General features: G+C 67.5%; 27 protein-coding genes and 1 pseudogene. 13 read left to right on the top strand and 15 right to left on the bottom strand.

The genetic code is table 11. The annotated features are described in order from the left end of the window. The first annotated feature begins 8 nt into the window (after positions 1-8). The 5 genes and pseudogenes from purL (at position 9) to AB431_RS25360 (ending at position 5454) form a co-directional block, all read left to right on the top strand. Positions 9-2287: pseudogene (gene purL / locus AB431_RS25375) on the top strand (phosphoribosylformylglycinamidine synthase subunit PurL). After that, on the top strand, positions 2284-4068 hold the full coding sequence (locus tag AB431_RS25370) for an alpha/beta-hydrolase family protein (protein WP_082135803.1): 1785 nt from the start codon (positions 2284-2286) through the stop codon (positions 4066-4068). The pseudogene purL and the gene AB431_RS25370 overlap by 4 nt, the downstream one beginning before the upstream one ends. Further along, positions 4065-4616: a CPBP family intramembrane glutamic endopeptidase gene (locus tag AB431_RS25365; RefSeq protein WP_047332265.1), complete on the top strand. Its 552-nt coding sequence runs from the start codon at positions 4065-4067 to the stop codon at positions 4614-4616. Before AB431_RS25370 ends, AB431_RS25365 begins: the two co-directional genes overlap by 4 nt. Before the next feature lie 144 nt (positions 4617-4760). Then, positions 4761-4904, top strand: a complete 144-nt coding sequence (locus AB431_RS30880; RefSeq protein WP_158423561.1) for a hypothetical protein — start codon at positions 4761-4763, stop codon at positions 4902-4904. A gap of 88 nt (positions 4905-4992) precedes the next feature. Next, the gene (locus AB431_RS25360) at positions 4993-5454 is read left to right on the top strand and encodes a tail fiber domain-containing protein (protein WP_235435759.1); all 462 of its coding nucleotides are present in this window, start codon (positions 4993-4995) and stop codon (positions 5452-5454) included. On the opposite strand, the gene AB431_RS25355 is transcribed toward AB431_RS25360, so the two are convergent. Further along, on the bottom strand, positions 5399-6544 hold the full coding sequence (locus AB431_RS25355) for a hypothetical protein (protein WP_144418365.1): 1146 nt from the start codon (positions 6542-6544) through the stop codon (positions 5399-5401). The genes AB431_RS25360 and AB431_RS25355 overlap by 56 nt on opposite strands. Positions 6545-6695: 151 nt before the next feature. Then, a complete protein-coding gene (locus tag AB431_RS25350; RefSeq protein ID WP_047332263.1) occupies positions 6696-7121 on the bottom strand; it encodes a PPOX class F420-dependent oxidoreductase in 426 nt (141 codons plus the stop codon). 56 nt (positions 7122-7177) lie between these two features. Between AB431_RS25350 and AB431_RS25345 the strand changes: the two genes are divergently transcribed. After that, positions 7178-7570, top strand: a complete 393-nt coding sequence (locus tag AB431_RS25345) for a sterol carrier family protein (protein ID WP_047332262.1) — start codon at positions 7178-7180, stop codon at positions 7568-7570. Between the two features lie 92 nt (positions 7571-7662). Beyond that, a complete protein-coding gene (gene purF, locus AB431_RS25340) occupies positions 7663-9189 on the top strand; it encodes an amidophosphoribosyltransferase (protein ID WP_369802946.1) in 1527 nt (508 codons plus the stop codon). Between the two features lie 3 nt (positions 9190-9192). Here purF and AB431_RS25335 read toward each other — a convergent pair whose 3' ends face one another. After that, complete coding sequence (locus AB431_RS25335) at positions 9193-10515, bottom strand: DUF2867 domain-containing protein (protein WP_047333793.1); 1323 nt, start codon at positions 10513-10515, stop codon at positions 9193-9195. Positions 10516-10573: 58 nt separating this feature from the next. Continuing rightward, positions 10574-11008, bottom strand: a complete 435-nt coding sequence (locus tag AB431_RS25330; RefSeq protein ID WP_047332260.1) for a cupin domain-containing protein — start codon at positions 11006-11008, stop codon at positions 10574-10576. Between the two features lie 29 nt (positions 11009-11037). Between AB431_RS25330 and AB431_RS25325 the strand changes: the two genes are divergently transcribed. Both AB431_RS25325 and purM read left to right on the top strand, forming a co-directional pair. Further along, positions 11038-11655, top strand: coding sequence for a DUF2461 domain-containing protein (locus AB431_RS25325; protein ID WP_047332259.1), 618 nt, complete (start codon positions 11038-11040; stop codon positions 11653-11655). 48 nt (positions 11656-11703) lie between these two features. Continuing rightward, a complete protein-coding gene (gene purM, locus AB431_RS25320) occupies positions 11704-12774 on the top strand; it encodes a phosphoribosylformylglycinamidine cyclo-ligase (RefSeq protein ID WP_047332258.1) in 1071 nt (356 codons plus the stop codon). Positions 12775-12808: 34 nt separating this feature from the next. Here purM and AB431_RS30180 read toward each other — a convergent pair whose 3' ends face one another. Then, complete coding sequence (locus AB431_RS30180; protein ID WP_082135802.1) at positions 12809-12994, bottom strand: DUF3073 domain-containing protein; 186 nt, start codon at positions 12992-12994, stop codon at positions 12809-12811. Positions 12995-13131: 137 nt separating this feature from the next. Further along, positions 13132-14220, bottom strand: coding sequence for a folate-binding protein YgfZ (locus AB431_RS25315; protein ID WP_047332257.1), 1089 nt, complete (start codon positions 14218-14220; stop codon positions 13132-13134). Between the two features lie 56 nt (positions 14221-14276). On the opposite strand from AB431_RS25315, the gene AB431_RS25310 reads away from it, so the two are divergent. Beyond that, entirely contained in the window at positions 14277-15137 is an 861-nt protein-coding gene (locus tag AB431_RS25310; RefSeq protein WP_235435967.1) for an aminodeoxychorismate lyase, read from the top strand. 290 nt (positions 15138-15427) lie between these two features. On the opposite strand, the gene AB431_RS25305 is transcribed toward AB431_RS25310, so the two are convergent. The 9 genes from AB431_RS25305 to lmeA all read right to left on the bottom strand — a co-directional run bounded on the left by AB431_RS25305 (position 15428) and on the right by lmeA (position 20082). Beyond that, positions 15428-15736 (bottom strand): hypothetical protein, encoded by a 309-nt coding sequence (locus tag AB431_RS25305; protein ID WP_047332255.1) that lies wholly within the window; start codon positions 15734-15736, stop codon positions 15428-15430. 22 nt (positions 15737-15758) lie between these two features. Then, positions 15759-16079 carry a hypothetical protein gene (locus AB431_RS25300; RefSeq protein WP_047332254.1) on the bottom strand — a complete coding sequence of 107 codons (321 nt, stop codon included), beginning with the start codon at positions 16077-16079 and terminating at the stop codon, positions 15759-15761. Continuing rightward, positions 16079-16726 carry an FABP family protein gene (locus AB431_RS25295; RefSeq protein WP_047332253.1) on the bottom strand — a complete coding sequence of 216 codons (648 nt, stop codon included), beginning with the start codon at positions 16724-16726 and terminating at the stop codon, positions 16079-16081. Before AB431_RS25295 ends, AB431_RS25300 begins: the two co-directional genes overlap by 1 nt. Before the next feature lie 263 nt (positions 16727-16989). Next, positions 16990-17292, bottom strand: a complete 303-nt coding sequence (locus AB431_RS25285; protein ID WP_047332252.1) for a DUF1416 domain-containing protein — start codon at positions 17290-17292, stop codon at positions 16990-16992. A 2-nt stretch (positions 17293-17294) separates the two neighbouring features. Further along, positions 17295-18128: a sulfurtransferase gene (locus AB431_RS25280; RefSeq protein WP_047332251.1), complete on the bottom strand. Its 834-nt coding sequence runs from the start codon at positions 18126-18128 to the stop codon at positions 17295-17297. Between the two features lie 33 nt (positions 18129-18161). Continuing rightward, the gene (locus AB431_RS25275) at positions 18162-18638 is read right to left on the bottom strand and encodes a DUF4395 domain-containing protein (protein WP_047332250.1); all 477 of its coding nucleotides are present in this window, start codon (positions 18636-18638) and stop codon (positions 18162-18164) included. Positions 18639-18728: 90 nt separating this feature from the next. Beyond that, positions 18729-18830 carry an Ms5788A family Cys-rich leader peptide gene (locus AB431_RS31635; RefSeq protein ID WP_350355560.1) on the bottom strand — a complete coding sequence of 34 codons (102 nt, stop codon included), beginning with the start codon at positions 18828-18830 and terminating at the stop codon, positions 18729-18731. A 20-nt stretch (positions 18831-18850) separates the two neighbouring features. Further along, on the bottom strand, positions 18851-19270 hold the full coding sequence (locus tag AB431_RS25270; RefSeq protein ID WP_047332249.1) for a thioredoxin family protein: 420 nt from the start codon (positions 19268-19270) through the stop codon (positions 18851-18853). After that, on the bottom strand, positions 19267-20082 hold the full coding sequence (lmeA, locus tag AB431_RS25265; protein ID WP_047333792.1) for a mannan chain length control protein LmeA: 816 nt from the start codon (positions 20080-20082) through the stop codon (positions 19267-19269). The genes AB431_RS25270 and lmeA overlap by 4 nt, the downstream gene beginning before the upstream one ends. 186 nt (positions 20083-20268) lie before the next feature. Here lmeA and AB431_RS25260 point away from each other — a divergent pair, with 186 nt between their 5' ends. From AB431_RS25260 to pstS, 3 genes are all read left to right on the top strand, one after another. Continuing rightward, entirely contained in the window at positions 20269-21075 is an 807-nt protein-coding gene (locus AB431_RS25260) for a response regulator transcription factor (RefSeq protein WP_162489462.1), read from the top strand. After that, the gene (gene mshD / locus AB431_RS25255; RefSeq protein WP_047332248.1) at positions 21072-22040 is read left to right on the top strand and encodes a mycothiol synthase; all 969 of its coding nucleotides are present in this window, start codon (positions 21072-21074) and stop codon (positions 22038-22040) included. Before AB431_RS25260 ends, mshD begins: the two co-directional genes overlap by 4 nt. Before the next feature lie 186 nt (positions 22041-22226). Continuing rightward, positions 22227-23360 carry a phosphate ABC transporter substrate-binding protein PstS gene (gene pstS / locus AB431_RS25250; protein ID WP_047332247.1) on the top strand — a complete coding sequence of 378 codons (1134 nt, stop codon included), beginning with the start codon at positions 22227-22229 and terminating at the stop codon, positions 23358-23360. The last annotated feature ends 41 nt before the right edge of the window (positions 23361-23401 follow it).

Raw genomic sequence — 23401 nt, 5'->3', positions numbered from 1 at the left:
TGTTCGGCGTGACATCTGGGCTCTCTGGAGCAGTCGACACCGTCGACTACGCGTCAACCACCCCCGAGCACCCGCAGCCCTACCGCGAACTCGGCCTCAAGGACGACGAATATCAGCGGATCCGCGACATCCTCGGCCGCAGGCCGACCGATGCCGAGCTCGCGATGTACTCGGTGATGTGGAGCGAGCACTGCTCGTACAAGTCCTCCAAGGTGCACCTGCGCTATTTCGGTGAGACCACCACCGAAGCGATGCGCCAGTCGATGCTGGCCGGTATCGGCGAGAACGCCGGTGTGGTCGACATCGGCGACGGCTGGGCGGTGACGTTCAAGGTCGAGTCGCACAATCACCCGTCCTACGTCGAGCCCTATCAGGGTGCGGCCACCGGAGTCGGCGGCATCGTGCGCGACATCATGGCGATGGGCGCGCGCCCGGTCGCGGTGATGGACCAGCTGCGCTTCGGCGCTGCCGACGCCCCCGACACCCGCCGCGTGCTCGACGGCGTGGTCCGCGGCATTGGTGGCTACGGCAACTCGCTGGGCCTGCCGAACATCGGCGGCGAAACCGTGTTCGACGCCTCCTATGCCGGCAACCCCCTGGTCAACGCATTGTGTGTCGGCGTGCTGCGCAAGGAGGACCTGCACCTGGCGTTCGCCTCCGGCACCGGCAACAAGATCATCCTGTTCGGCGCGCGCACCGGCCTGGACGGTATCGGCGGGGTGTCGGTGCTGGCCTCGGACACCTTCTCCGGCGACGAGTCCGGCGCGGGCCGCAAGAAGCTGCCAAGCGTTCAGGTCGGTGACCCGTTCACCGAGAAGGTGCTCATCGAGTGTTGCCTGGAGTTGTACGCCGCCGGTCTGGTGGTCGGTATCCAGGACCTCGGCGGGGCCGGATTATCCTGTGCAACATCCGAATTGGCGTCCGCGGGTGACGGCGGTATGCGCATCGAGCTGGACCAGGTGCCGCTGCGCGCCAAGGACATGACCCCGGCCGAGGTGCTCTCCAGCGAGTCGCAGGAACGCATGTGCGCGGTGGTCACCCCGGAGAATGTCGAGAAGTTCATGGCGGTGTGCCGCAAGTGGGACGTGCTGGCCACCGTCATCGGCGAGGTCACCGACGGCGACCGGCTGCAGATCACCTGGAACGGCGAGACCGTCGTCGACGTGCCGCCGCGCACCGTCGCCCACGAGGGTCCGGTCTACGAGCGCCCGGTGCGGCGGCCCGACAGCCAGGACGCCCTGATCGCCGACACGTCGGCCAAGCTGCCCCGGCCGCAAACCGGTGACGAACTGCGCGCGACTTTGCTTGCGCTGGTTGGCAGTCCGCATCTGTGCAGCCGGGCGTTCATCACCGAGCAGTACGACCGCTATGTGCGTGGCAACACCGTGCTGGCCGAACATGCCGACGGCGGCGTCTTGCGCATCGACGAGGCCACCGGCCGAGGGATCGCGGTGTCCACCGACGCGTCGGGGCGTTATACGCAGCTCGACCCATACACCGGCGCGCAGCTGGCGCTGGCCGAGGCCTACCGCAACGTCGCAGTCACCGGGGCCACTCCGATCGCGGTGACCAACTGCCTCAACTTCGGCTCGCCCGAAGATCCCGGGGTGATGTGGCAGTTCTCGCAGGCCGTCCGCGGTTTGGCAGACGGCTGTGCGGCCCTTGGCATTCCGGTCACCGGCGGCAACGTCAGCTTCTACAACCAGACCGGCGCGACGGCGATCCTGCCGACCCCGGTGGTGGGTGTGCTCGGCGTCATCGACGACGTAACACGTCGGTTGCCCACCGGGCTGGGCAACGAGCCGGGCGAGACGCTGTTCCTGCTGGGCGAGACGCGCGACGAGTTCGACGGCTCGATTTGGGCGCAGGTGACCGGTGACCATCTCGGTGGAGTGCCCCCGCAGGTCGACCTGGAGCGGGAGAGGCTGCTGGCCGAGGTGCTGGCGGCCTGGCCTCGGCCGCCCACGACCTCAGTGAAGGCGGCCTCGTCCAGGCAGTGGTGGAGGCGGCGTTGGCGGGTGAAACCGGTTGCCGCATCGTGCTTCCTGAACAGGCCGATCCGTTCGTCGAGCTGTTCTCCGAGTCCGCCGGCCGCGCCCTGGTCGCCGTGCCGCGCACCGAGGAGAGTCGCTTCGTGTCGATGTGTGAAGCCCGTGGGCTGCCGGTGACGCGGATCGGGGTCTCCGATCCGGGTTCGGATTCCGTTGAGGTGCAGGGCCTGTTCACTGTGACGTTGCAAGAGTTGCGCGCGACCTCTGAGAAAGTGCTGCCCGGGCTGTTCGGATGACCAGTGCGGTCGACGACGTCACCGGTGAGGCCGTGGCCCCGCCCGCGTCGCAGCGCCGCCGAGAGTCGTTCATCGAATGGGCGTGGAGCCTGGTCCGGCTGGATTTCGTCGGCGTGGCGTTCGGCGCCTTCTTCTTCTGCCTGTCGCTGACCCCGTCACTGATGCCGCGGGACTGGGTGCTGGGGGGCGTGATCGGCGGGATCAACGCCGCGATCGGCTATGGGATCGGAGTGCTCACCGGCAAGGTGGTGCGGCGGCTGTTCCTCGAGAACCGGGCGTGGTGGCCACCGAGTGCGCGAGTTCTCTTTCTCCTCAAGGCCGTGACGGTGGTGCTGTCGATCGGTGTCAGTGTGCTGATGCTCGTGCCCGCAGCCGCATGGCAGCGCCAGATTGCGGCCGTCATGGGCATCGAGGGGCCGTCCACGACGATCTACCTGCGCACGCTGGCGGCCGCGCTGGTCGCCGGCGGCCTACTGGTCAGCGCGGCCCGGGTGATCAAGGATGCCATCAAGTTCCTCGCCCGGGTGATGATCCGGCGCTGGCACATCAACGACGAGGTCGCGATGTTCATCGGGACCGCGATCGTCGTGGTGCTGGTCATCACCCTCGTCAACGGTGTGCTCTACCGGGGTTTCATCGCCGGCGCCAGTGCGGTGTTCCAACCCGAGAACGACACCACCCGCCCCGGTGTCGAACAACCGGTTCAGCCCGAAAGATCGGGCAGCGCAGCATCATTCGCACGCTGGGACACCCTGGGCTACCAGGGCCGCAACTTCGTCGGTACCGGTCCGCACGCAGCCGAACTCAGCGAACTCAACGGCCGCCCCGCCAAGGAGCCGATCCGGATCTATGCCGGACTGGAGACCGCGGGCACCACCGAGGGCCGGGTGGCCGCATTGCTCTCGGAGCTGCAGCGCACCAAGGCATTCGAGCGCAAGGTTTTGGTGATCATTCCCACCACCGGCACCGGCTGGGTCGACCCGGTGGCCGCCCGCGCGATCGAGTCGATGTACAACGGCGATACCGCACTTGTGGCGATGCAGTACTCGTACCTGCCGAGCTGGATCTCGTTTCTGGCCGATAGGGACAAGTCCGTCGAAGCGGGCCGGGCGATGGTCAACGGCATTCAGCGCCGGTGGCTGCAGTGGCCGGAGTCCAGCCGGCCCAAGCTGATGCTTTATGGCGAAAGCCTTGGCTCGCTGGCCGGCCAGGGCGCGTTCGGATATCTGCCCGATGTCGTCGACAAAGGGTTCTCGTCGGTGTTGTGGGTCGGGCCGCCGAACGCGAGCACGCTGTGGAAGGCGTTGACGGTGCGACGCGACCCGGGGACCCCGGAGTATCAACCGCGCTACGACGGCGGCCGCACGGTGCGGTTCGCACAGGGGGCCGGTCCGGCCGAGATCGCGGGCGTCGCGGCGTCCCCGACGTGGAAGGGCACTCGGGTGATGTTCCTTCAGCACCCGTCGGACCCGGTGGTGTGGTGGTCACCGCGCCTGCTCTTCACCAAGCCGGACTGGCTCAAAGAACCGCCCGGCTTCGACCGCAGCCCCGCCATGCGCTGGTATCCGATCGTCACGTTCTGGCAGGTCGGCGCTGACATGGCGGGCAATGTCACCAGCGCGCAGGCGTCACCGAACGGGCACGGGCACAGCTACGGCAACAGCCCACTCGACGGCTGGGTCGCGGTCGCCGCCCCCACCGGGTGGACACCCGCCGACACCGAACGGATCCGGGCCTCGCTGGAGAAGCTCGTCGCCGCCGGCGGTCCCGAATTCCAATGATCACCAAGGACTCTGGCACCCCGGCCGTGCGCGCAATCGTCAGTACCGGATTGGCGGTCGCCGTCGGTACATCGCTGGGCTTGCGGCCGCCTCAGTTGTGGTCGGGGCTGCGCACCGGTGGTGTGGCCGCCGGGGTGGCGGCCACGGCGATCGCGGCGCTGACAGCCGCGGTGCCCCGGGTGCGCCGCGGGATGAACGACCGTCGGGTACCAGCGCATCCGGTCCGTTGGCTGGTGCTGGAGATCCCGGTCGCGACGGCCTGGACCGAAGAGATGCTGTTTCGGGGCGCGCTGCAGACCCTCGCCGTGCGTGCCCTCGGTCCGACCGCCGGCCCACTGCTGCAGGCGGCCGCCTTCGGGCTCTGGCATATCCCCGACGCGAGGAGGGTCGGCGATCCGGTGCTGGGCACCGTGCTGGTGACCGGCGTGGCGGGATGGGTGTTCGGCTGGCTCGCCAAACGGTCGGGCAGTGTGCTGGCCCCGACGCTCGCCCATGTCGGGTTCAACGAGTCCGCCGCGGTGGCGGCGATGGTGGTGCAGCGACGCTAGTCCGCGGTCGTCGTCCGGAAAGCCAGGGAAAACCCTGTATCGCAGGCAGTCACCCGCTCCTAGTGTCGAATTCGGGGGACGGTCGTCGAACAGTCGGCGCTTCCCGCAGCAGGTAGGTCTCGAGTTTTCAAAGGGGGTGATTCCATGATCAGGATCCTGACTCGTCTCAGCCGGGCGCTTTCGTCGCGTAGCGACGCGTCGATCAAGCACGATGTGCGCCGGCTCAGCCGCGCGTTTTCGTCGCGCAGCGACGTATCGATCAAGCACGCCGTGGTACCGCTGATCTGAAAAGCAGTGTGCGGTGTGCTGCCCCGGCCGTGACCGGGCAGCACACCGCACACCCTTCGCTGCTGGAAGTAGGAGAGGATCGTAACCAATGACCGAATCCCCTCAGGCGCCGACGAACTGGGCTGACAGCCCAACTCGCCGTCGCGCCAAGGCGCAAGCGCTGATCCGACATCCGCAGGCATGGGCCGCACGCGTCATCCGCCGCCAACGGGGAGTCGCCGCCGGTGTGGAGGTCCCCGTCAGCGCCCAGGAGATCCTCGATCGGCTGACCCAGCTGCCGATCAGCGTGTGGACCTATGGCTACGACCATGACTCCGTTCGCCACCTTGGGCCGATGGCACAAGATTTCGCAGCGGCGTTCGGCCTCGGAGACAACGATCGCCGGATCAACCTCGTCGACGCCAACGGTGTGGTGATGGCCGCCCTGCAAGCGCTGACCCGACGGGTATCGGAACTCGAAGATCAGCTCGGCCGGATTGTCGGCGCAGAGCCGATCAGGGCTGCCGTGACATCGGAATCACCGTCTCCAGCAGCAGTCCGGCAGCACTGAACAGGATGCCCAGCGTCACCGGCGCGATGTAGTAAAGGCCGAGGACGATCTCCGCCACCCCGCCTGAGAACAGATTCACCACCAGCGCCCCGGCGTTGTCCCAGAACACTGTGATGAGTACGGCGAGCAACCCTGCGCCCGCCACCAGGCTGACTGCGCCGTACGCGGCGAGCCAGCCCCGGCCCGGGCCCATCCGCCCGCCCAGCGCCGCACCCAATGCGGCACGTGATCGCGTCGCCAGATCAGGCTCGTCGAGCCAGTCGGCCAGCGCCCAATGACCATCGACCTGCAATATCGGGGCCAGGTTGATCAACATGTCCAATATCGCCAGAATCGCTAAGCGCCAGAACACAATTGCCCACAGAGTGCTGGAGGTCAGCTGGGCCGCGATCGCGAACAACGCGGTCGTGACCGTGTCCACCATCAGACCTGCCAAGGCCTGGACGACGCGAGCACTCCGGTGCAGGGTGAGAGCCGGAGTGGAGTCGACGAAGAAAGAGACTGCGCCCCAATAGAATCCGAAACCGGCTCGACGGGGCGTCCGGCCGTAGTGCACCAAGGCGACCGCGTGACCGAGTTCGTGACAGGCAGTTGCCGCCAAGCCGATCACGATCATCGCAAGCACCTCGACGACAGGCTGGTCACTGGCTGCCGGCACGTCTGGTCTCCCGGCCAGCAATGCCGCCACACCACCTACGATGATCGCCACCACAACGACCCGGCCGACCGGGTGAAGCAGCAGCGGCAGCAGATGGCGATCCAGCCAGCGTGCAGGCCGCTCCACGCCGCCGATCATCAACCCCGACCGGGTCACCGACCAACGCGATGCTGCCCCGTCCGTATCGGATCGTGTTGCCGTCACCGAACCATCGGTCAGCATTCCCCGGGAAATGAGTTCCGGGACGAGCCCGGGGTGCGTCGGCGGCCCCAGTCGATGCTCGAGCTGGGCGGGATCGGGGTCGTCAGCCAGGATCGCGGGCAGCTCGCCGGCCCGCGGGTGTTCCAGGAGGACGGTGTCGCCGTTGCCTCCCGCCAACAACAGCCCCCGCTTGCTCAGACGCCAAGAGGCGTGCGGGTCGAGCCTAACCACGGCCGATCCGCCCCACGTCGGGGGCGAAGTTCTCGTCCAGCTCTCGCACCGCTCGGTCCCCTCCGGCGTTGACCACACATCATTGCCACCCTGAGACTAAAAACGTGCAGACCAGGCCGATACCGGGTTTTCCCTTGAGTTACCAAAAGCGCTAGTCCGCCGTCGTCGGCACGTCGCGACTGTCCGGTACCAACTCGTGCGGCTCGGTTTCGGTGTCGTCGATGCCGAAGCTGATGATCCGTTTGGGCGTGATCCGGATGATCGCGCTGTCGATGCCCTGGCCGGGCGCCTCGACTTCGGCCTGCTCGGCGGTGCCGCGGATCTCCAGACAGCGCACTCGCCACGGGTTGCGCGAGGCGATGTCGTCGACCACGAACGCGACGGTGTTGTTATTGGTCAGATTGCGGAACTTGCGGCTCTTGGACATGTGGTAGCCGACGACGTCGATGGTGCCGAGCTCATCGTTGTAGGAGAAGCCGACGGGATTGTTCTGCAGCGTGCCGTTCGGCTGGATGGTGGCCAGCCGGCCCAGGGCCGCCGACTTCAGGTACTCGATTTCGTGCGGTTTGAAAGCCATGAAGTCAACGTAGGACCTCAACTTCGGTTGACGTCAACTGTCATTAGGCTCGATTGGTGCCCGCGCGCAGCAACGCCGACCCCGAAGCGACGGTTGCCGCCGTGCGCGCCGTGGCGAACTGGCTGCGCGACGAGACCGCAGCGGCTCCCGACCGCCCGGCGATCGCGACGGCGGTGCGACTGACCGCCCGTACTCTCGCGGCACTGGCACCGGGTGCAAGCGTGGAGGTGCGAATACCACCTTTCGTTGCGGTGCAATGTATCTCCGGGCCCCGCCACACCCGCGGCACGCCGCCCAACGTGGTGGAGACCGATCCCCGGACCTGGCTGCGGCTCGCGACGGGTCTGCTCGACGTCGACGACGCGTCCCATGGCGGGGCGCTGCGGTTGTCCGGGTCGCGGGCCGGCGAGGTGGCGGGCTGGCTTCCCGTCGTGTCACTCAATGACTGAGGCCCCGACACTCGCCGTTCGATTCCGCGTTTCCCGCCGATGCCCGTAAACTGGCTTACGTCACCAACCTGCGCCAGGGAGCAGCCGATATCGTGACCGACCACGTGGAGAACGACCCTCGGGAAGAGTGCGGCGTCTTCGGCGTGTGGGCTCCGGGCGAGGATGTATCCAAACTCACTTATTACGGTTTGTACGCGCTGCAGCACAGGGGCCAGGAGGCTGCAGGCATCGCGGTCGCCGACGGCTCGCAGGTGCTGGTCTTCAAAGACTTGGGCCTGGTCAGCCAGGTGTTCGATGAGCAGACGCTGGCCGCCATGGAAGGCCACGTCGCCATCGGCCACTGCCGCTATTCCACCACCGGGTCCACGACCTGGGAGAACGCTCAGCCGGTGTTTCGCAACACCGCCGCAGGCACCGGAATCGCGTTGGGCCACAACGGAAATCTCGTCAACACCGCAGAGCTGGCCACGCGGGCGCGGGAAGCTGGGTTGATCAACCCGAACATGCCGGGCGCGGCGACCACCGACTCTGACATCCTCGGTGCCCTGCTGGCACACGGCGCGGCGGACTCCAGTATCGAACAGGCCGCGCTGGAACTGCTGCCCAGCGTGCGCGGCGCCTTCTGTCTGACCTTCATGGACGAGAACACGCTCTACGCCGCCCGCGACCCGTACGGTGTGCGCCCGCTGTCGCTGGGCCGGCTGGACCGCGGCTGGGTGGTGGCCTCGGAGACCGCGGCCCTCGACATCGTCGGCGCCTCCTTCGTCCGCGACATCGAGCCCGGTGAGTTGCTGGCCATCGACGCCGACGGGGTGCGCTCCACCCGGTTCGCCAACCCGACGCCCAAGGGCTGTGTCTTCGAGTACGTGTACCTTGCCCGCCCCGACAGCATCATCGGCGGTCGGTCGGTGCACGCCACCCGCGTCGACATCGGCCGTCGATTGGCCGCCGAGAAACCCGTCGAGGCCGACCTGGTCATCGGCGTCCCGGAGTCCGGGACGCCCGCCGCGGTCGGCTATGCGCAAGGTTCCGGCATCCCCTTCGGCCAGGGCCTGATGAAGAACGCCTACGTCGGGCGTACCTTCATCCAGCCGTCGCAGACCATCCGCCAGCTCGGTATCCGGCTCAAGCTCAACCCGCTCAAGGAAGTGATCCGCGGCAAGCGGCTGATCGTCGTCGACGACTCGATCGTGCGCGGCAATACCCAGCGCGCGCTGGTGCGGATGCTGCGGGAGGCCGGCGCCGTCGAGGTGCACGTGCGCATCGCGTCGCCGCCGGTGAAATGGCCGTGCTTCTACGGCATCGATTTCGCCACGCCCGCCGAACTCATCGCCAACGCCGTCGACAAAGAGGGCGAAATGCTGGAGGCGGTGCGGCATGCGATCGGCGCCGACAGCCTCGGTTACATCTCCAAGCAGGGCATGATCGCGGCGACCGAACAACCCGCGACGCGGTTGTGCTGCGCCTGTTTCGACGGCACTTATCCGATCGAACTGCCCGGTGAGACGGCCCTGGGCAAGAACGTCATCGAACACATGCTGGCGACCGCGGCCCGCACCGGCCTGCCGATCCAGCCGGCCTCCGACAACGACAACGTCTCGGCGCTGCGGCGTCCCTGACGCTCACCCGGCCGCCTCGGTGACCTTGCGCAGCTGCGCACTCAGCGTCGCCGCGTGCAGCGGCCGCCCGGCGATCCAGTACAGCCTGCCCAGCAGCCCGCGCGGGTAGAACATCGCCCGCTGGTGATAACGGCTGCCGGCCGCTTCGGGTGTCACCCGCATCTCCAGCCAGTGCACGCCGGGGCTGCGGCCCTCGGCGCGCAGCCGCAGCACCGCGCCCGGGTCGCGGTTCTCGACATGCCAGCGGGGTGGGACGTTGTCCTCGACCGCCTGCCAGAGTTGCTGCGGGCTGGCGGTGGTGCGCCGGGAGCGGACGTCGGTGTAGACGATCGCGCCGGCCCAGTCGGGATCGCTGGGCGCCGACGCCGCAGTGCCGGTGTCCCAGGTGGTCTCGACGTCGCCGCGGGCGATGCGGGCCAGCGCGAGTGAGACCGCCCGCCGGTAGGGGGTCAGACCGGCGGACGGCGGGTCGATGATGGTGTCGATGTCGTGGTTGCCCATGACCGCGTCGCAGTGCAGCGATTCGACCAGCGGACGGGCCAGCCCCGACGGGATGGGCGTCACCAGCCCCACCCACAGTGCGGCGATCCGCGGGGTCAGCACCGGCAGCACCACCATGTGTCGTCGGCTCAGCCCCGCGACTTCGGCGTAGATCTGCATCATGTCGCCGTACTCGAGCACGTCGGGACCGCCGATGTCCCAGGCCCGCGAGGACGGCACCTCCGCGGTGGCCGCGGCGGCGAGGTAGTGCAGCACATCGCGGATCGCGATCGGCTGGATCTTGTTGTGGACCCATTTCGGGGTCGTCATCACCGGCAGTCGGTCGGTGAGGTGACGGATCATCTCGAATGAAGCCGAGCCCGAGCCGACCACGACCCCGGCCTGCAGCACCACCGTCTCGATACCCGAGGCGATGAGGATCTCACCGACTGTGGTGCGCGACGCGAGATGGGTTGACAGCTGGGCACCTTCGGGGTGCAGGCCGCTGAGGTAGACGATGCGCCGGACGCCGCCCGCACGGGCGGCGATGACGACGTTCTGGGCCGCGCGGCGTTCGTCGGCGGCGAAGTCCGCTGACGTCCCCATCGAGTGCACCAGGTAGTAGACGACGTCGACATCGGTGAAAGCCTCGGCGAGCGAGTCGGCATCGGTGAGGTCCCCGCGCGCGATCTCGATCTTGTCGCGCCACGGCACGCCGTCGAGCTTGTCCGGTGTTCGCGCCAACGCACGCACCGCGAAGCCGTCCTCCAGCAGCCGTGGCACCAGACGGCCGCCGACATAACCGGTGGCACCGGTCACCAGGCATCGGGTTTGCTGTGCCGCCATGGATCCTCCGTTCATCGGTATCCGTGATTCGGAGCCGATGAGCAGTTGGATTGCCCGCTTATTCGAAAGGGCAACCCGGATTCGGCGCGTCAACCGCCAGCGGGCTGCCGGCCGGCTTGATGTAGAGCACCGTCATCACCAGGGGGATCGTCCCCTCGTTGCGGCCCTCGTGGATGTAGCCGTCGCCGCTGCCTTCGCTGATCGCGTCGCCGGCGTTGTACACGCCATCGACCGAGCAGTCGCCCTTGTAGTGGGTCAAGGTGCCCTGCTTGATGACGCCGAACACCTGGCCGGGGTGGTAGTGCCAGCCGGTGGTGCCGCCCGGGGCCACCGTCAGCTCGCGGGTGACGAAGTCCCTGCCGTCGAGCGTGGACTGCACCAGAGTGGTCGCCTCGATTCCCGAGCTGGGAGTCGCCGTGGCCGAAGCGGGCATCACCATCGCGCCGGCCAATGCGAAGGTCATCGACACGGGGAACCACCAGACCGGTTTCATCGGGCATCAGCGTGTCACACAATGTGGCTATGGCGTTCCGGGGCTGGCCGATCGAGGCGGTGGAGTTCTACGAGGGGTTGGAGGCCGACAACTCCAAGGTCTACTGGACCCGCCATCGCGAGGTCTATGACCGTCAGGTGAAGGCGCCGATGGAGGAGCTGCTCGCCGAGCTGACCGCAGAGTTTGGTGAAGGCAAGCTGTTCCGGCCCCACCGCGATGTCCGGTTCAGCGCCGACAAGGCGCCCTACAAGACCAACTGCGCGGCACGGCTCGGCTCCGGCTACGTCTCGTTCTCGGCCGACGGTTTGTCCGTGGGCAGCGGTCTGTACATGCCCGACGCCGCGGCGCTGGCCCGCTACCGGTCGGCGGTCGACGCCGAGAAGTCCGGCGCTGAGCTCGTCGCGATTGTCGACGCGCTGCACAAGGGCGGCTACGAGACGATGGCGCACGACGTTCTCAAAACCGCGCCGAAGGGCTATCCGAAGGATCATCCGCGCATCGAGCTGCTGCGCTACAAGGGCATCGCGATGATGAAGACCTGGCCGGTCGGCGCCTGGCTGGGTACCGCGAAGGCCAAGGACCGGGTGGTGACCACCTTGCGGGCCGGGGCGTCGTTGCGCGACTGGCTGGCCCGCTACGTCGGCTGACGGCTGGCCCGTATCGGCCGCGGACGTCGACCGGTAGCCTTATGCGCGATGACGGATCGCGAGGAAGACAACCTGATCTCCTACGCATCGGCCGGGGTGGACATCGAGGCCGGTGACCGCGCGGTCGAGCTGTTCAAGCCGCTGGCGAAGCGGGCCACCCGGCCCGAGGTGCGTGGCGGGCTGGGCGGCTTTGCCGGGCTGTTCGCGCTGCGCGGAGACTACCGGGAGCCGCTGCTGGCCGCGTCGACGGACGGGGTCGGGACCAAGCTCGCCGTCGCCCAGGCGATGGACAAGCACGACACCGTCGGCCTGGACTTGGTCGCGATGGTGGTCGACGACCTTGTCGTGTGCGGCGCCGAGCCGCTGTTTCTGCAGGACTACATCGCCGTCGGGCGCACGGTTCCGGAGCGCGTCGCCGCGATCGTCGCCGGCATCGCCGAGGGTTGCGTGGCGGCCGGTTGTGCATTGCTGGGTGGGGAGACCGCAGAGCATCCCGGGCTGATGGAGCCCGACCACTACGACATCTCCGCCACCGGTGTGGGCGTCGTCGAGGCCGATGACGTCTTGGGTCCCGAACGGGTACGACCCGGCGACGTGATCATCGCGATGGGCTCGTCAGGCCTGCATTCCAACGGCTACTCGCTGGCTCGCAAGGTGCTGCTCGAGATCGACCGGATGAACCTGGCCGGCCATGTCGAGGAGTTCGGCCGCACGCTCGGCGAGGAACTGCTCGAACCCACCCGCATCTACGCCAAGGACTGCCTGGCGCTGGCTGCCGAGACACAGGTCCGCACCTTCTGCCACGTCACCGGCGGCGGGCTGGCAGGCAACCTCGAACGCGTCATCCCGCACGGCCTGGTCGCGGAGCTGGATCGCGGAACGTGGACGCCCGCACCGGTATTCGCGATGATCGCCCAGCGCGGACGCATCGACCGGCCGGAGATGGAGAAGACGTTCAACATGGGCGTCGGCATGGTCGCCGTCGTCGCGCCGGAGGACACCGACCGCGCGCTGGCGATCCTGACCGCACGCCACCTGAACTGCTGGACGCTGGGCACTGTCACCAAGGGGAAGGACGGCCCGCGAGCCAAGCTCGTCGGGCTACATCCCCGCTTTTAGAGGATCGAGGCCCAGCGCTTCGAGAGGAGGCGGCTCAGCGCCGCCAACTGCCTTCGTCGGCCCATGGGTCCTCATCGAACCCGTTGTCTGCGGTGTCAGACTCTCGCGACTCCGACCCGGACAGCTCTTGCTGGAGCCGCTCGAAATCGGTTTGCGGAGAGCTATATTTCAGCTCTCGAGCAACCTTGGTCTGCTTTGCCTTTGCCCGGCCGCGGCCCATGGGGGAACCCCCTCGCGCAATAACGGAGCGGCCCGGGATGCAGGCGGCTCCGATCTGTGTGTTCGTTATTGTCCTGTCCACACCTTACCGTGCGCCGCTGCGATGTGCTGGCAGGCCCGTTCGGCCGTGCGTGAACGTCAGGATGCGCCGCGGCGCAGACGCTCCACGGCGAGCCGCCCGGCGCCCACCGCGTCCGTCGGCGGCAGCGATTCCGGGTCGATCTCCGCGGCGACTTCGTGCTCGCCGCCCGTGGTCAGCGCGGTGCCGGCCGGGATTCCCCGCTTCACCAGCGCCAGGGCGATGGGGCCGAGATCCACGTGGTCGACGACGGTGCCCAGCCGGCCGACGACACGCCCACCGGCCAGCAGTGGATCACCGGTGACGGGGCGCTCGACGGAGCCGTCGAGGTGCACCAGGATCAGCATTCGAGGTGGCTTGCCCAGATTGTGGACGCGCGCGACCGTCTCCTGGCCGCGGTAGCAACCCTTGTCGAGGTGCACGGCTCCTTGCCCGGGGCCACCGATCCACCCCGCCTCGTGCGGGATCGTTCGCTCGTCGGTGTCCACACCGAGGCGTGGTCGCTGCGCGGCGACCCGGTGCGCCTCGTAGGCCCAAACCCCGGCGCGGCGTACGCCGGCCGCTTCCAGCCTGGTCAGCCAGCTTGCGACGTCGGCGCGCGGGATCACCAGGTCGAGCTCGATCTGCCCGGCCTGCGACGGTACGCGGCGCAGGAAACCGCCGTGGACTGCCACCGCGGTAGCTTCGGCCGGCAGCGAGTCGAGGCCCAGCGCTTCGAGGACCGCGGCGTCGGCCAGGCGCGGGCCGAGCAGCGAAAGCACGGCCAGGTCGGCGGCCTCCACGGTGACGTCGGCCCAGAACACCATCTTGCGCAGATACGTCAGCAGCGGTTCACCACGCGAGGGTTCGGTGTCGAGATAGGTGACGCCGCCCAACTCGGTCTGCACCCAGTGATCTTCGACACGACCCTGCCCGTCGAGGCTGAGATTCTCGGTGCAGGCGCCGTCGGGCAGCGCGCTGACGTGCTGTGCGGAGATCGAGTGCAACCAGCTCTGCCGGTCCGTTCCGGTCAGCGTGATGACCGCGCGGTGCGAGCGATCCACCACGACGGCATTCTGCTCGGCGGCGCGTTGTTCACCGAGCGGGTCGCCGTAATGCCAGACGGCACCGGCATCGGGGGAGTTGTCCGGTACGGGAACGGCTGACACACATCAACTCTACGGGGCTGCCACTACGCTGTGAGCTCATGTCCGACCCGTCACCGGTGATCGTCACGCTCGACGGCGAGGTGCACGACCCGGCGCAGCCGCTGCTGTACCCCGACGACCTCGCCGCGGTGCGGGGCGACGGCGTGTTCGAGACGCTGCTGGTCCGTGACGGCCGCGCATGTCTGGTCGAAGCGCACCTGCGCCGGCTCGGCCAGTCGGCCAAGATGATGGATCTGCCCGAGCCGGACGCTTCCGCCTGGCGGCGGGCGATCGGCATCGCGGTCGAGCAGTGGACATCGGCGACGACCGCAGAGGGTGCGCTGCGGCTGGTCTACAGCCGCGGCCGCGAAAGCGGTTCGCCTCCGACCGCGTATCTGATGGTGAATCCTGTGCCGGACCGAGTCGTGGCTACCCGCCGTGACGGTATCGCCGCGGTGCTGCTCGAGCGGGCGCTGCCGTCCACCGGGGTGGAGGCCATGCCGTGGCTGGTGGCGGGCGCCAAAACGTTGTCCTATGCGGTGAACATGGCCGCGCTGCGGCACGCCGCCGAGAAGGGCGCCGGTGATGTCATCTTCGTCAGTTCCGACGGCTATCTGCTCGAGGGGCCACGCTCGACGGTCGTCATCGCCACTGACGAGGGTTCGGGAACGATGCTGCTCACGCCGCCGCCCTGGTACCCGATCCTGCGTGGAACCACTCAGCAGGCGTTGTTCGAAGTAGCCCGGGACAAGGGCTATGACTGTGATTTTCGTGCGCTGCGGCCGTCGGACTTGTATGACGCGCAGGGGGTTTGGCTGGTGTCCAGCATGACCCTGGCGGCGCGGGTGCACACCCTTGACGGGCGTGCCTTGCCGCCCAGCCGGTTGGCCGCCGAGATGACGGCACTGGTCGACGCGGCGATCTTTCACGATCGCTGATCGCGAAAACCTGTTGGCACAAGCCTTCTGACGCGGGTACTTTCGTCGGTACACAAGAAGGGAGGTGGTCCGGAAAATTGATAGCTTCTAGGACATGTGAGGTGGCTGCCCGCTAGCAGCACCAGGTGCATGGAATCACCTACGCCTTGAGCGCGCTGGCGAATTCCAGGCAGCTACCCGGCCCCCGAGCTCTTGGTTAGTCCGACCAAGGAAAACGGCTCGGGGGCCGCCCCATTTCCAGGCAGCGGTGCGATGCCGCTACGGAATCGCCTGACTCCCTACCCGAACGGTCACCATTCGTCGTGATCCGGGCAGGACACATCGATGAATACGGTTGTCGGCTCGGCAGATTCATCGGGCGGTGGCCCACCGGGATTGTGGATCGCGGTGACCGAACACCTGTCGAGCGATGACCGGGTATAGCCGAAGACCCAGTTGATGCCGACGCGATACCCCTGACTCTGCAAGTCGCGGATGGTGTCGGCCGCTGACTCGGTGCCCGCCACCGGCCACGGCGGCTCGGCGGCGGCGAGCGGGGCAGCAAGGATTGCCGCCGTGCACGCGAGCACTCCGATCGCCGGAAACGCGTGCACACCCATCACTCGAGGGTACGAGCGGACGCTAGCCTGCCGGGCCGGGCTCCAACGGTGAGCACGCCTTCTTCGCCTGGTCCCAAACACCGGGGTCGACGCCCTGCGGGGGACCCAGCACGCCGCTGCCCGCCGAATCAGGCACACCGTGCTCGTGCAGGCAGTGGGCCAGCGACCCGTGTTCTGCCGGTGCCGGACCGGTGGCACTCGGCGCGGACGTGGTGGCAGGCGGCGCACTCGTGCTGCTGGGCGCCGGACTGATCGCGGTCGGCTGCGACGGCGTCGGGGCCGGGGCGCAACCGGCGAGGATCGCGGAGGCCGCCGCGGCGACCCCGAGGTGGAGGCTGCGCATCAGCCGACGTATCGCGTCAGCCGCGCCGACAGGTGGGGGACCAGGCCGCCGTCGGCGTCCACCCGCTCCTCGACATACGCCAGATCGCCGCCCTCCACGATTCCGTAGAGCCGTTTGGCGCCGCCGACCAGCACCCCGGACTTGCTGCGCGCCAGCGCATCGGTCACCAGTTCCCAGGACGACTGATTGAGCGGGGCGCCGTAGAACAACTCGATGTAGCCCGCCGAGTGGGCCAGCAGCAGCTCGATCGCCTGTGACTCGCCCGGGTCGGTCGGGTCGTTGACGAACCGCCAGTAGCCGGTTTCGCGCAGCCCGGGCGACTCATACTCACCGGCCGCGTCGAGACGCCAGGACCGGGATTCCCAATTCAGGTAGTCGCCGCCGTCATGCGAGACGATGATCTGCTGTCCGAAGTGGTAGTCGCCATGGGCGCCGCGGCCCTCGCCCTCGCCGCGCCACACGCCCACCAACGGCAACAAGGCCAACAGGGCATCGTTGAGATTTTCGCCCAGCCGAAGATTGGCGGTGTCAGCGGGCAGCGGAAGGTCATCGAAAACCGGGATATTGCGGCCGGCCGTCTCCTTGGCGCGCTCGGCCGCTGCTGCTACGGCGCGATCGCCGCTACGGGGGATGTCCTCGGAACTCACGACTCGTCGGTGATCAGTCGATAGAGCGCGTACAACGCGAACCAGGTGATCAGAACGACCGTCGCAACCAGCAGGATCTCGTAGAAAAGAACCACGGTGTCAGTCTATCCGGGGCTCGGGCGGTGTCGTCGCCCGAGCCACCGTCGGCGTCACGCGCTGTCTGATGGCGCGACTTCTCACCGGCTCGTTCCTCGCCGGCTTCGGCGTCACGCGCTGTCTGATGGCGCGACTTCTCACCGGCTCGTTCCTCGCCGGCTTCGGCGTCACGCGACCTTGATGTCGACTTCGTGGATGCCTGCGCCGGTCGGGGCCACGGTGGCGTCGCCGTTGCCGACCTTGGACAGTGCGCGCACGGTCCATGTGCCCGGCGCGGCGAAGAACCGGAAGTCACCGGTCGCCGAGGCGACGACCTCGGCGGTGAACTCGTCGCTGGAGTCCAGCAGTCGCACGAAGGCGCCGCCGACCGTCTGGCCCGCGTCGTCCACAACGCGGCCCGTGATCACGGTCTCCTTCTCCAGGTCGACACCGGCGGGCAGGGTCTGTCCTTGTTTAGGTGCAGAGCACATGATCAACTTCCCAACTCGATCGGGGCCCCCACCAGGGAGCCATATTCGGTCCAACTACCGTCGTAGTTCTTTACGTTCTTGTGCCCCAACAGTTCTTGCAGCACGAACCAGGTGTGCGAAGACCGCTCGCCGATACGGCAGTAGGCGATGGTCTCCTTTTCGCCGTCCAGGCCGGCCTCCGCGTACAGCTTGGCCAGAGCCTCGTCCGACTTGAAGGTGCCGTCCTCGTTCGCAGCCCTGCTCCACGGAACGTTGATGGCGCCGGGGATATGCCCGGGGCGCTGGCTCTGCTCCTGCGGCAGGTGGGCCGGCGCGAGGATCTTGCCGGAGAACTCGTCGGGGGAGCGGACGTCGACGAGGTTCTTGGTGTTGATCGCCGCGATCACCTCGTCGCGGAACGCGCGGATGCTGTTGTCGGGGGCCTTGGCCGTGTACGACGTGGCGGGGCGATTGGGGAGGTCGGTCACCAGAGGACGCCCGTCGAGCTCCCATTTCTTGCGGCCGCCGTCGAGCAGCTTGACGTTCTCGTGGCCGTACAGCTTGAAGTACCAGTATGCGTAGGCCGCGAACCAGTTGTTGTTGCCGCCGTAGAGGATCACCGTGTCGTCGTTGCTGATTCCCTTGTCCGACAACAACTTCGAGAACTGTTGCTGGTCGACGAAGTCGCGCTTGACCTGATCCTGCAACTCGGTCTTCCAGTCGAGTCGCACGGCGCCGGCGATGTGGCCGTCTTCGTAAGCCGACGTGTCCTCGTCGACCTCGACGAAGACGATGTTCGGCGCGTCGAGATTGCTCTCGGCCCAGTCGGTGGAGACCAGGACGTCGGAGCGTGCCATGAAGTGGTTCCTTTCGATTGCTTGTCTGAGAGCTCAGGTGGTGGCCGGAGTGCGGCGAAACCTGGCCACAAGGGGGTAGATCTGGCAGCCGAGGCAGATGCCGAAGGCTGCGTTGAGGAATGCGGCGAACAGGGCGAAGGCGGTGGCGATGGTGCCGACCAGCGGCGCACCCAGGCCGAAGCCGGCGACACCGACGACGGCGAACACGAAGCCCACCAGCTGCGCGAACTTCAACGGCGGCACCGGTTCCCGCTCCGAGACCGGGCTCAGGCGCGGTGCCACCAGGTTGGCGAAGATCAGACCGTACGGGTGCTGACGGGGCCCGCGCACCGCGCCGATCGCGAACACAACGGCCTGCAGCGCCAGCAGTACGGTCGCGGCGACTGTGCTGAACCCCGAGACGACGAGCACCGCGACCAGGACGGCCGTGGTGACCCAGGCCGCGAAGCGGGGCCCGCGCACGTCCACCTGTGCGATGGCGGGGGGATTGGTAGTGGTGCTGGTCGACATGATCTTTTCTCCTGTTGCTGATCGGGCTGGACGGAGACGAGCCGCAAACGGCCGCTCCAGAGTGGCGGCGCGAAGGGAAGGCGCGGCTACTCAGCAGCTACAGCAACAACAGCAACAACCCGCAACGCGGCACAGATCAACTGCGCGACGCTTGGTGAGCATGAGCTCGAGGCGGGCCGACACGCGAGCCATGGTACCCAATGACCCGGGTCTCAAGCCAACAGAGGCTCGAGCGCCGAGCGCAGGTCAGCGGCCTTGGGGACCCCGGCCGTCCGGTATCGCTGGCGACCCTCGGCATCGAAGATGAACGTGGTCGGCAGCGACAGCACCGAAAGTTTGCGTGCGGCAGCCGGATTGGCATCCATGTCGATTTCCACGTGCGCGACGTCACGCAGGTCACTGCAGACCTGGTTGACCACTCGCCGCACTCCGGCGCAGGGTCCGCACCACACTGCGCTGAAATGCACGACAGTCGGTCCGGTACGGGATAAGCCCAGGTCGCTGACGTCGATGTCGAGCGGTTCGGCTTCGCGCACGACGCCGGAGCGCCGGTTGTGCAGCATGCCGGCGACGCCGGCCACCACCAATGCGGCGGTAATGGCGACGATCGCGGTGACCAGTGCTGGACTCATGTCTGGATAAACCCGTCGAGGCGGATGGTTACTCCCTCGGTGATTCCTTCGATGATGATGTCCGACCCCCGGGCGCCTTCGGTGGTCGGGCGCACCCCGAACGGCAGTTTCTGGCCGGGCAGGCTGCCGCTGAACGCCGCCAGCACCGCCGCCTTCTTGTCCTCGGGTACGGCCTGGTCAGCGGTGCCCGGCCCGGTCTGGACGTCGGTGGCCGTGAAGACCAGCGTGGTTTGGTCGGGGCCGGACACGGACAGGTCGACGGCGACGCTGACCGACTTGTCGAAGCCGGCCTTCTTCGGCGTGCCGGTGAACACCAGGCCCTTGCTGCCGGAGATGCCCGACTCGGTGGTGCCGCCGGTGGCGTCGTTGGTCTCCTTCGACGGGGCCTCCACCATCAGATCGTTGATTCCGATGAATCGGCCCAGGTGGCCGGACTCGATGATGATGCGGCTCTCGAGCTTGCTGACCGGCAGATTCGCACCAGGGCGGATCAGCCACGAAGCCTCGGTGAGGTCGACATTGTGCAGGGTGGCTTCCAGCGAGGCCTTGCCGACCACCTGGTGGCTCACCCCATTGGCCTTGATCTCGATCTCGTCGAAGTGGTGCTGCATGGCCTGGCGGATGAAGGGAAAGCCCAGGATCGCCACCGACGGGTCGAAGGAGAGTCCCGCGGCGCTGCGGACAGTACGGGCCAGCCGGTACTCGGCGTAGATCGTCGCCCCGAAATCGACGCCGACCGCCCCGACGACCACGGTGAGCAGCGTGGCACCCAGAGTGATCAGCAGCTTTCGCACCTGCACATTCTGGCCCATCGCCGGCCCGATGCGGTCAGTGCGCACACCCGGGATAGTGGGCTGCGTCGGTCAGATCAGCTAAATAGCAGGTAGCGGGTTAAAGTTAGTTGACTCATGGCCGGGTAACGGCCATATGTCGCCCATGAGTCTGGTAGGTCACCGCGACGACGCTGTTGGCGATGAGTATCCGGGGCATTGGAGAATTTGTTGGACCTGCTACTTCTCACCGTCGACCCGCACCCCGAATCGGTGCTGCCGTCGCTGGCGTTGCTTGCGCACTCCGTGCGGGCCGCGCCCACCGAAGTCTCGTCGCTGCTGGAAGCAGGCTCGGCGGACGTCGCGATCGTCGATGCCCGCACGGATTTGGCGGCCGCCCGTGGCCTATGCCGCCTGCTCGGGACCACCGGTACGTCGGTGCCCGTGGTGGCCGTCGTCAACGAGGGCGGCCTGGTCGCGGTCAACATGGACTGGGGTCTCGACGAGATCCTGTTGCCCAGCACCGGGCCGGCCGAGATCGACGCCCGGCTGCGGCTGCTGGTCGGCCGCCGTGGCGGAGTGGCCAGCCAGGAGAGCGCGGGCAAGGTGAGCCTCGGTGAACTGGTCATCGACGAGGGCACCTACACAGCGCGGCTCCGCGGCCGCCCGCTGGACCTGACCTACAAGGAATTCGAGCTCCTGAAATACCTGGCGCAGCACGCGGGCCGGGTCTTCACCCGTGCGCAGCTGCTGCAGGAGGTCTGGGGTTACGACTTCTTCGGCGGCACTCGCACCGTGGACGTGCACGTGCGCCGACTGCGCGCCAAACTCGGGCCCGAATACGAATCGCTGATCGGCACCGTTCGCAACGTGGGATACAAGGCGGTCCGTCCGGCCAAGGGCCGACCCGCGCCCGTCGAGTCGGACTTCGTCGAGGACGACGACGAGGACGCGTTCGACGACGGGGATGACGCGATCTCCGATTCGCTGAGCGTGCGGTCGGGCTCGGTGTCCCAGCCGCTGCGCAGTCAGTGACCGCGCCGCGCTGGCGCACCGCCCTGACATCGGCTGAACAGGAGCAGGTGCGCGCCGTCATCGAGGCTGCTACCCGAACCGACGGGATCGCCCCGGTGGGCGAGCAGGTGCTACGCGAGCTGCCCCTGTCTCGCACCCGGCATCTGGTGGCCACCGAGGGCGACCGAGTGGTCGGCTACCTCAATCTGACCCCGGGGCGTGACGGCGGCGAGGCGATGGGTGAGCTTGTCGTGGAACCGCGTGCGCGTCGTCGCGGCATCGGCACGGCGCTGCTGCGCGCGGCCACCGACACCGGTGACGGTCCGGTCCGATTCTGGGCACACGGCACCCTGCCCGCGGCCCGGGCGCTGGCCGACGGGCTCGGGCTGACGGTCGTTCGGGAGCTGATGCAGATGCGCCGGACGCTTCGCGACGTCCCGGAAACCGGCGTACCCGACGGCGTTCGGATCCGTACCTACGCCGGTTCAGCCGACGACGCCGAGCTGCTGCGGGTCAACAACGCCGCCTTCTCGTGGCATCCGGAACAGGGCGGCTGGGACCAGGCCGACCTGGACGAACGACGTCGTGAGCCGTGGTTCGATCCCGAGGGTCTGTTCCTGGCCATCGACGCCGAGACCGGCCGGCTGCTGGGATTCCACTGGACGAAGGTGCATGCCGACCACCCCGGCCTCGGGGAGGTCTATGTGGTCGGAGTCGACCCCGCCGCGCAGGGCCGCGGGCTGGGCGGCCTGCTGACCCTGGTGGGCATCCAACACCTCGCGCGGCGGCTCGGTTCGCAGGAAAAACCCGATGACATTCCCGGGTCGCTGCGCTCCTGCCCTCCGGATGACATTCCCGGGTCGCTGCGCTCCTGCCCTCCGGAAGTCATGCTCTACGTCGAAGCGGACAACACTGCCGCGGTGAAAACCTATGAGCGCCTTGGATTTGCTGTCTCAAACATCGACACCGCCTACCAATCGGTCTAACAGCAAATATTAACTACTGCGGTGGTCACAGCGAGTTAGCGGCTGGCCGCAACGCCGCGTTCATCTACCTGTTCACCTTCCGTTCATATTCCGGGTGGGTTCCGTCCACTACCAACGCCTAACTTGCCGGGTGGTGCATGTGCTCCTACCGGGGCGAACACGGCAACACTGGAGAAAGTGGGATAGGTGAATCTGAACAGGTTTGGCAAGGCGTTCCTCGTGACTGCGTCAGCAACGGCCATCACCGGCCTGACGCTCACCGCCTGCGGGAGCGACAACAACTCGTCGTCGTCCGGCACGTCGGGAACCAAGGCGTCCGGTTCGTCCAGCGCGTCGGCCGACTGCGGTGGCAAGAACGCTCTCACCGGCGAGGGCTCGACCGCCCAGCAGAACGCCATCGCGGTGTTCAACCAGGTGTGGGGCCAGAAGTGCGCGGGCAAGAACCTTTCGTACAACCCGACCGGCTCCGGCGCCGGCGTCACCCAGTTCATTGCCGGCCAGGTCGACTTCGCGGGCTCGGACTCGCCGCTGGGCAAGGATCAGGTCGATCCCGCCGCCAAGCGCTGCGGTGGCAACCCGGCCTGGAACCTACCGCTGGTCTTCGGCCCCGTCGCGCTGGGCTACAACCTGCCCGGCGTCGACAAGCTCGTCATCAACCCGGATGTGCTGGCCAAGATCTTCACCGGTGCCATCACCAACTGGAATGACCCGGCCATCGCCGCGCTGAACGGCGGAACTTCGCTGCCGGACCAGAAGATCACGCCGATCTACCGGTCGGACTCCTCGGGCACCACCGACAACTTCCAGAAGTACCTGACCGCCGCTGCTCCGCAGACCTGGACCAAGGGTGCGGGCAAGGAGTTCCAGGGTGGCGCCGGTGAGGGCGCTCAGAAGTCGGCCGGCGTCGTGCAGGCCGTGCAGGCCACCCCGGGTGCGATCGGCTACGTCGAGAAGGGCTTCGCCGACCAGGCGAAGCTGACCGCCGCCCAGATCGACAATGGCGGCGGACCCGTCGCGCTGAGTGACGACTCCGCCAAGGCCGCCATCGACTCCGCGAAGTTCGCGGCCGAAGGCAATGATCTGAAGCTGGACCTGAACTCGCTGTACGCCACCAAGGCCGCGGGTGCCTACCCGCTGATGCTGGCGACCTACGAGATCGTCTGCTCCAAGGGATATGACGCCGACACCTCGGCCGCGGTCAAGTCGTTCCTGACCGTGGCGGCCAACGACGGTCAGTCGGGTCTGGCGGCTGCCGGTTACGTCCCGCTGCCGGACGCGTTCAAGCAGCGGTTGCTCACCGCCGTCAACGCAATTCAGTAACAGCGCTGGCGAGGCAGGTCGATTGCGGTGACGATGGAGAG

The organism is Mycobacterium sp. EPa45 (assembly GCF_001021385.1).
GTDB lineage: Bacteria > Actinomycetota > Actinomycetes > Mycobacteriales > Mycobacteriaceae > Mycobacterium.
The sequence above is the reverse complement of the archived record's forward strand: the minus strand, read 5'-3'. Positions and strand labels throughout refer to the sequence as shown.

Excerpts from the sequence above, each read along its gene's own strand:
- AB431_RS25370 (WP_082135803.1), top strand. The coding sequence starts at position 2,284 with ATGACCAGTGCGGTCGACGACGTCACCGGTGAGGCCGTGGCCCCGCCC.
- purM (WP_047332258.1), top strand. The coding sequence starts at position 11,704 with ATGACGGATCGCGAGGAAGACAACCTGATCTCCTACGCATCGGCCGGG.
- AB431_RS25280 (WP_047332251.1), bottom strand. The coding sequence starts at position 18,128 with ATGGCACGCTCCGACGTCCTGGTCTCCACCGACTGGGCCGAGAGCAAT.
- AB431_RS31635 (WP_350355560.1), bottom strand. The coding sequence starts at position 18,830 with ATGGCTCGCGTGTCGGCCCGCCTCGAGCTCATGCTCACCAAGCGTCGC.
- AB431_RS25275 (WP_047332250.1), bottom strand. The coding sequence starts at position 18,638 with ATGTCGACCAGCACCACTACCAATCCCCCCGCCATCGCACAGGTGGAC.
- lmeA (WP_047333792.1), bottom strand. The coding sequence starts at position 20,082 with ATGGGCCAGAATGTGCAGGTGCGAAAGCTGCTGATCACTCTGGGTGCC.
- AB431_RS25330 (WP_047332260.1), bottom strand. The coding sequence starts at position 11,008 with ATGAAACCGGTCTGGTGGTTCCCCGTGTCGATGACCTTCGCATTGGCC.
- AB431_RS25285 (WP_047332252.1), bottom strand. The coding sequence starts at position 17,292 with ATGTGCTCTGCACCTAAACAAGGACAGACCCTGCCCGCCGGTGTCGAC.
- AB431_RS30180 (WP_082135802.1), bottom strand. The coding sequence starts at position 12,994 with ATGGGCCGCGGCCGGGCAAAGGCAAAGCAGACCAAGGTTGCTCGAGAG.
- AB431_RS25350 (WP_047332263.1), bottom strand. The coding sequence starts at position 7,121 with ATGGCTTTCAAACCGCACGAAATCGAGTACCTGAAGTCGGCGGCCCTG.
- AB431_RS30880 (WP_158423561.1), top strand. The coding sequence starts at position 4,761 with ATGATCAGGATCCTGACTCGTCTCAGCCGGGCGCTTTCGTCGCGTAGC.
- AB431_RS25300 (WP_047332254.1), bottom strand. The coding sequence starts at position 16,079 with ATGCGCAGCCTCCACCTCGGGGTCGCCGCGGCGGCCTCCGCGATCCTC.
- AB431_RS25335 (WP_047333793.1), bottom strand. The coding sequence starts at position 10,515 with ATGGCGGCACAGCAAACCCGATGCCTGGTGACCGGTGCCACCGGTTAT.
- AB431_RS25305 (WP_047332255.1), bottom strand. The coding sequence starts at position 15,736 with ATGGGTGTGCACGCGTTTCCGGCGATCGGAGTGCTCGCGTGCACGGCG.
- AB431_RS25365 (WP_047332265.1), top strand. The coding sequence starts at position 4,065 with ATGATCACCAAGGACTCTGGCACCCCGGCCGTGCGCGCAATCGTCAGT.
- AB431_RS25325 (WP_047332259.1), top strand. The coding sequence starts at position 11,038 with ATGGCGTTCCGGGGCTGGCCGATCGAGGCGGTGGAGTTCTACGAGGGG.
- AB431_RS25270 (WP_047332249.1), bottom strand. The coding sequence starts at position 19,270 with ATGAGTCCAGCACTGGTCACCGCGATCGTCGCCATTACCGCCGCATTG.
- AB431_RS25360 (WP_235435759.1), top strand. The coding sequence starts at position 4,993 with ATGACCGAATCCCCTCAGGCGCCGACGAACTGGGCTGACAGCCCAACT.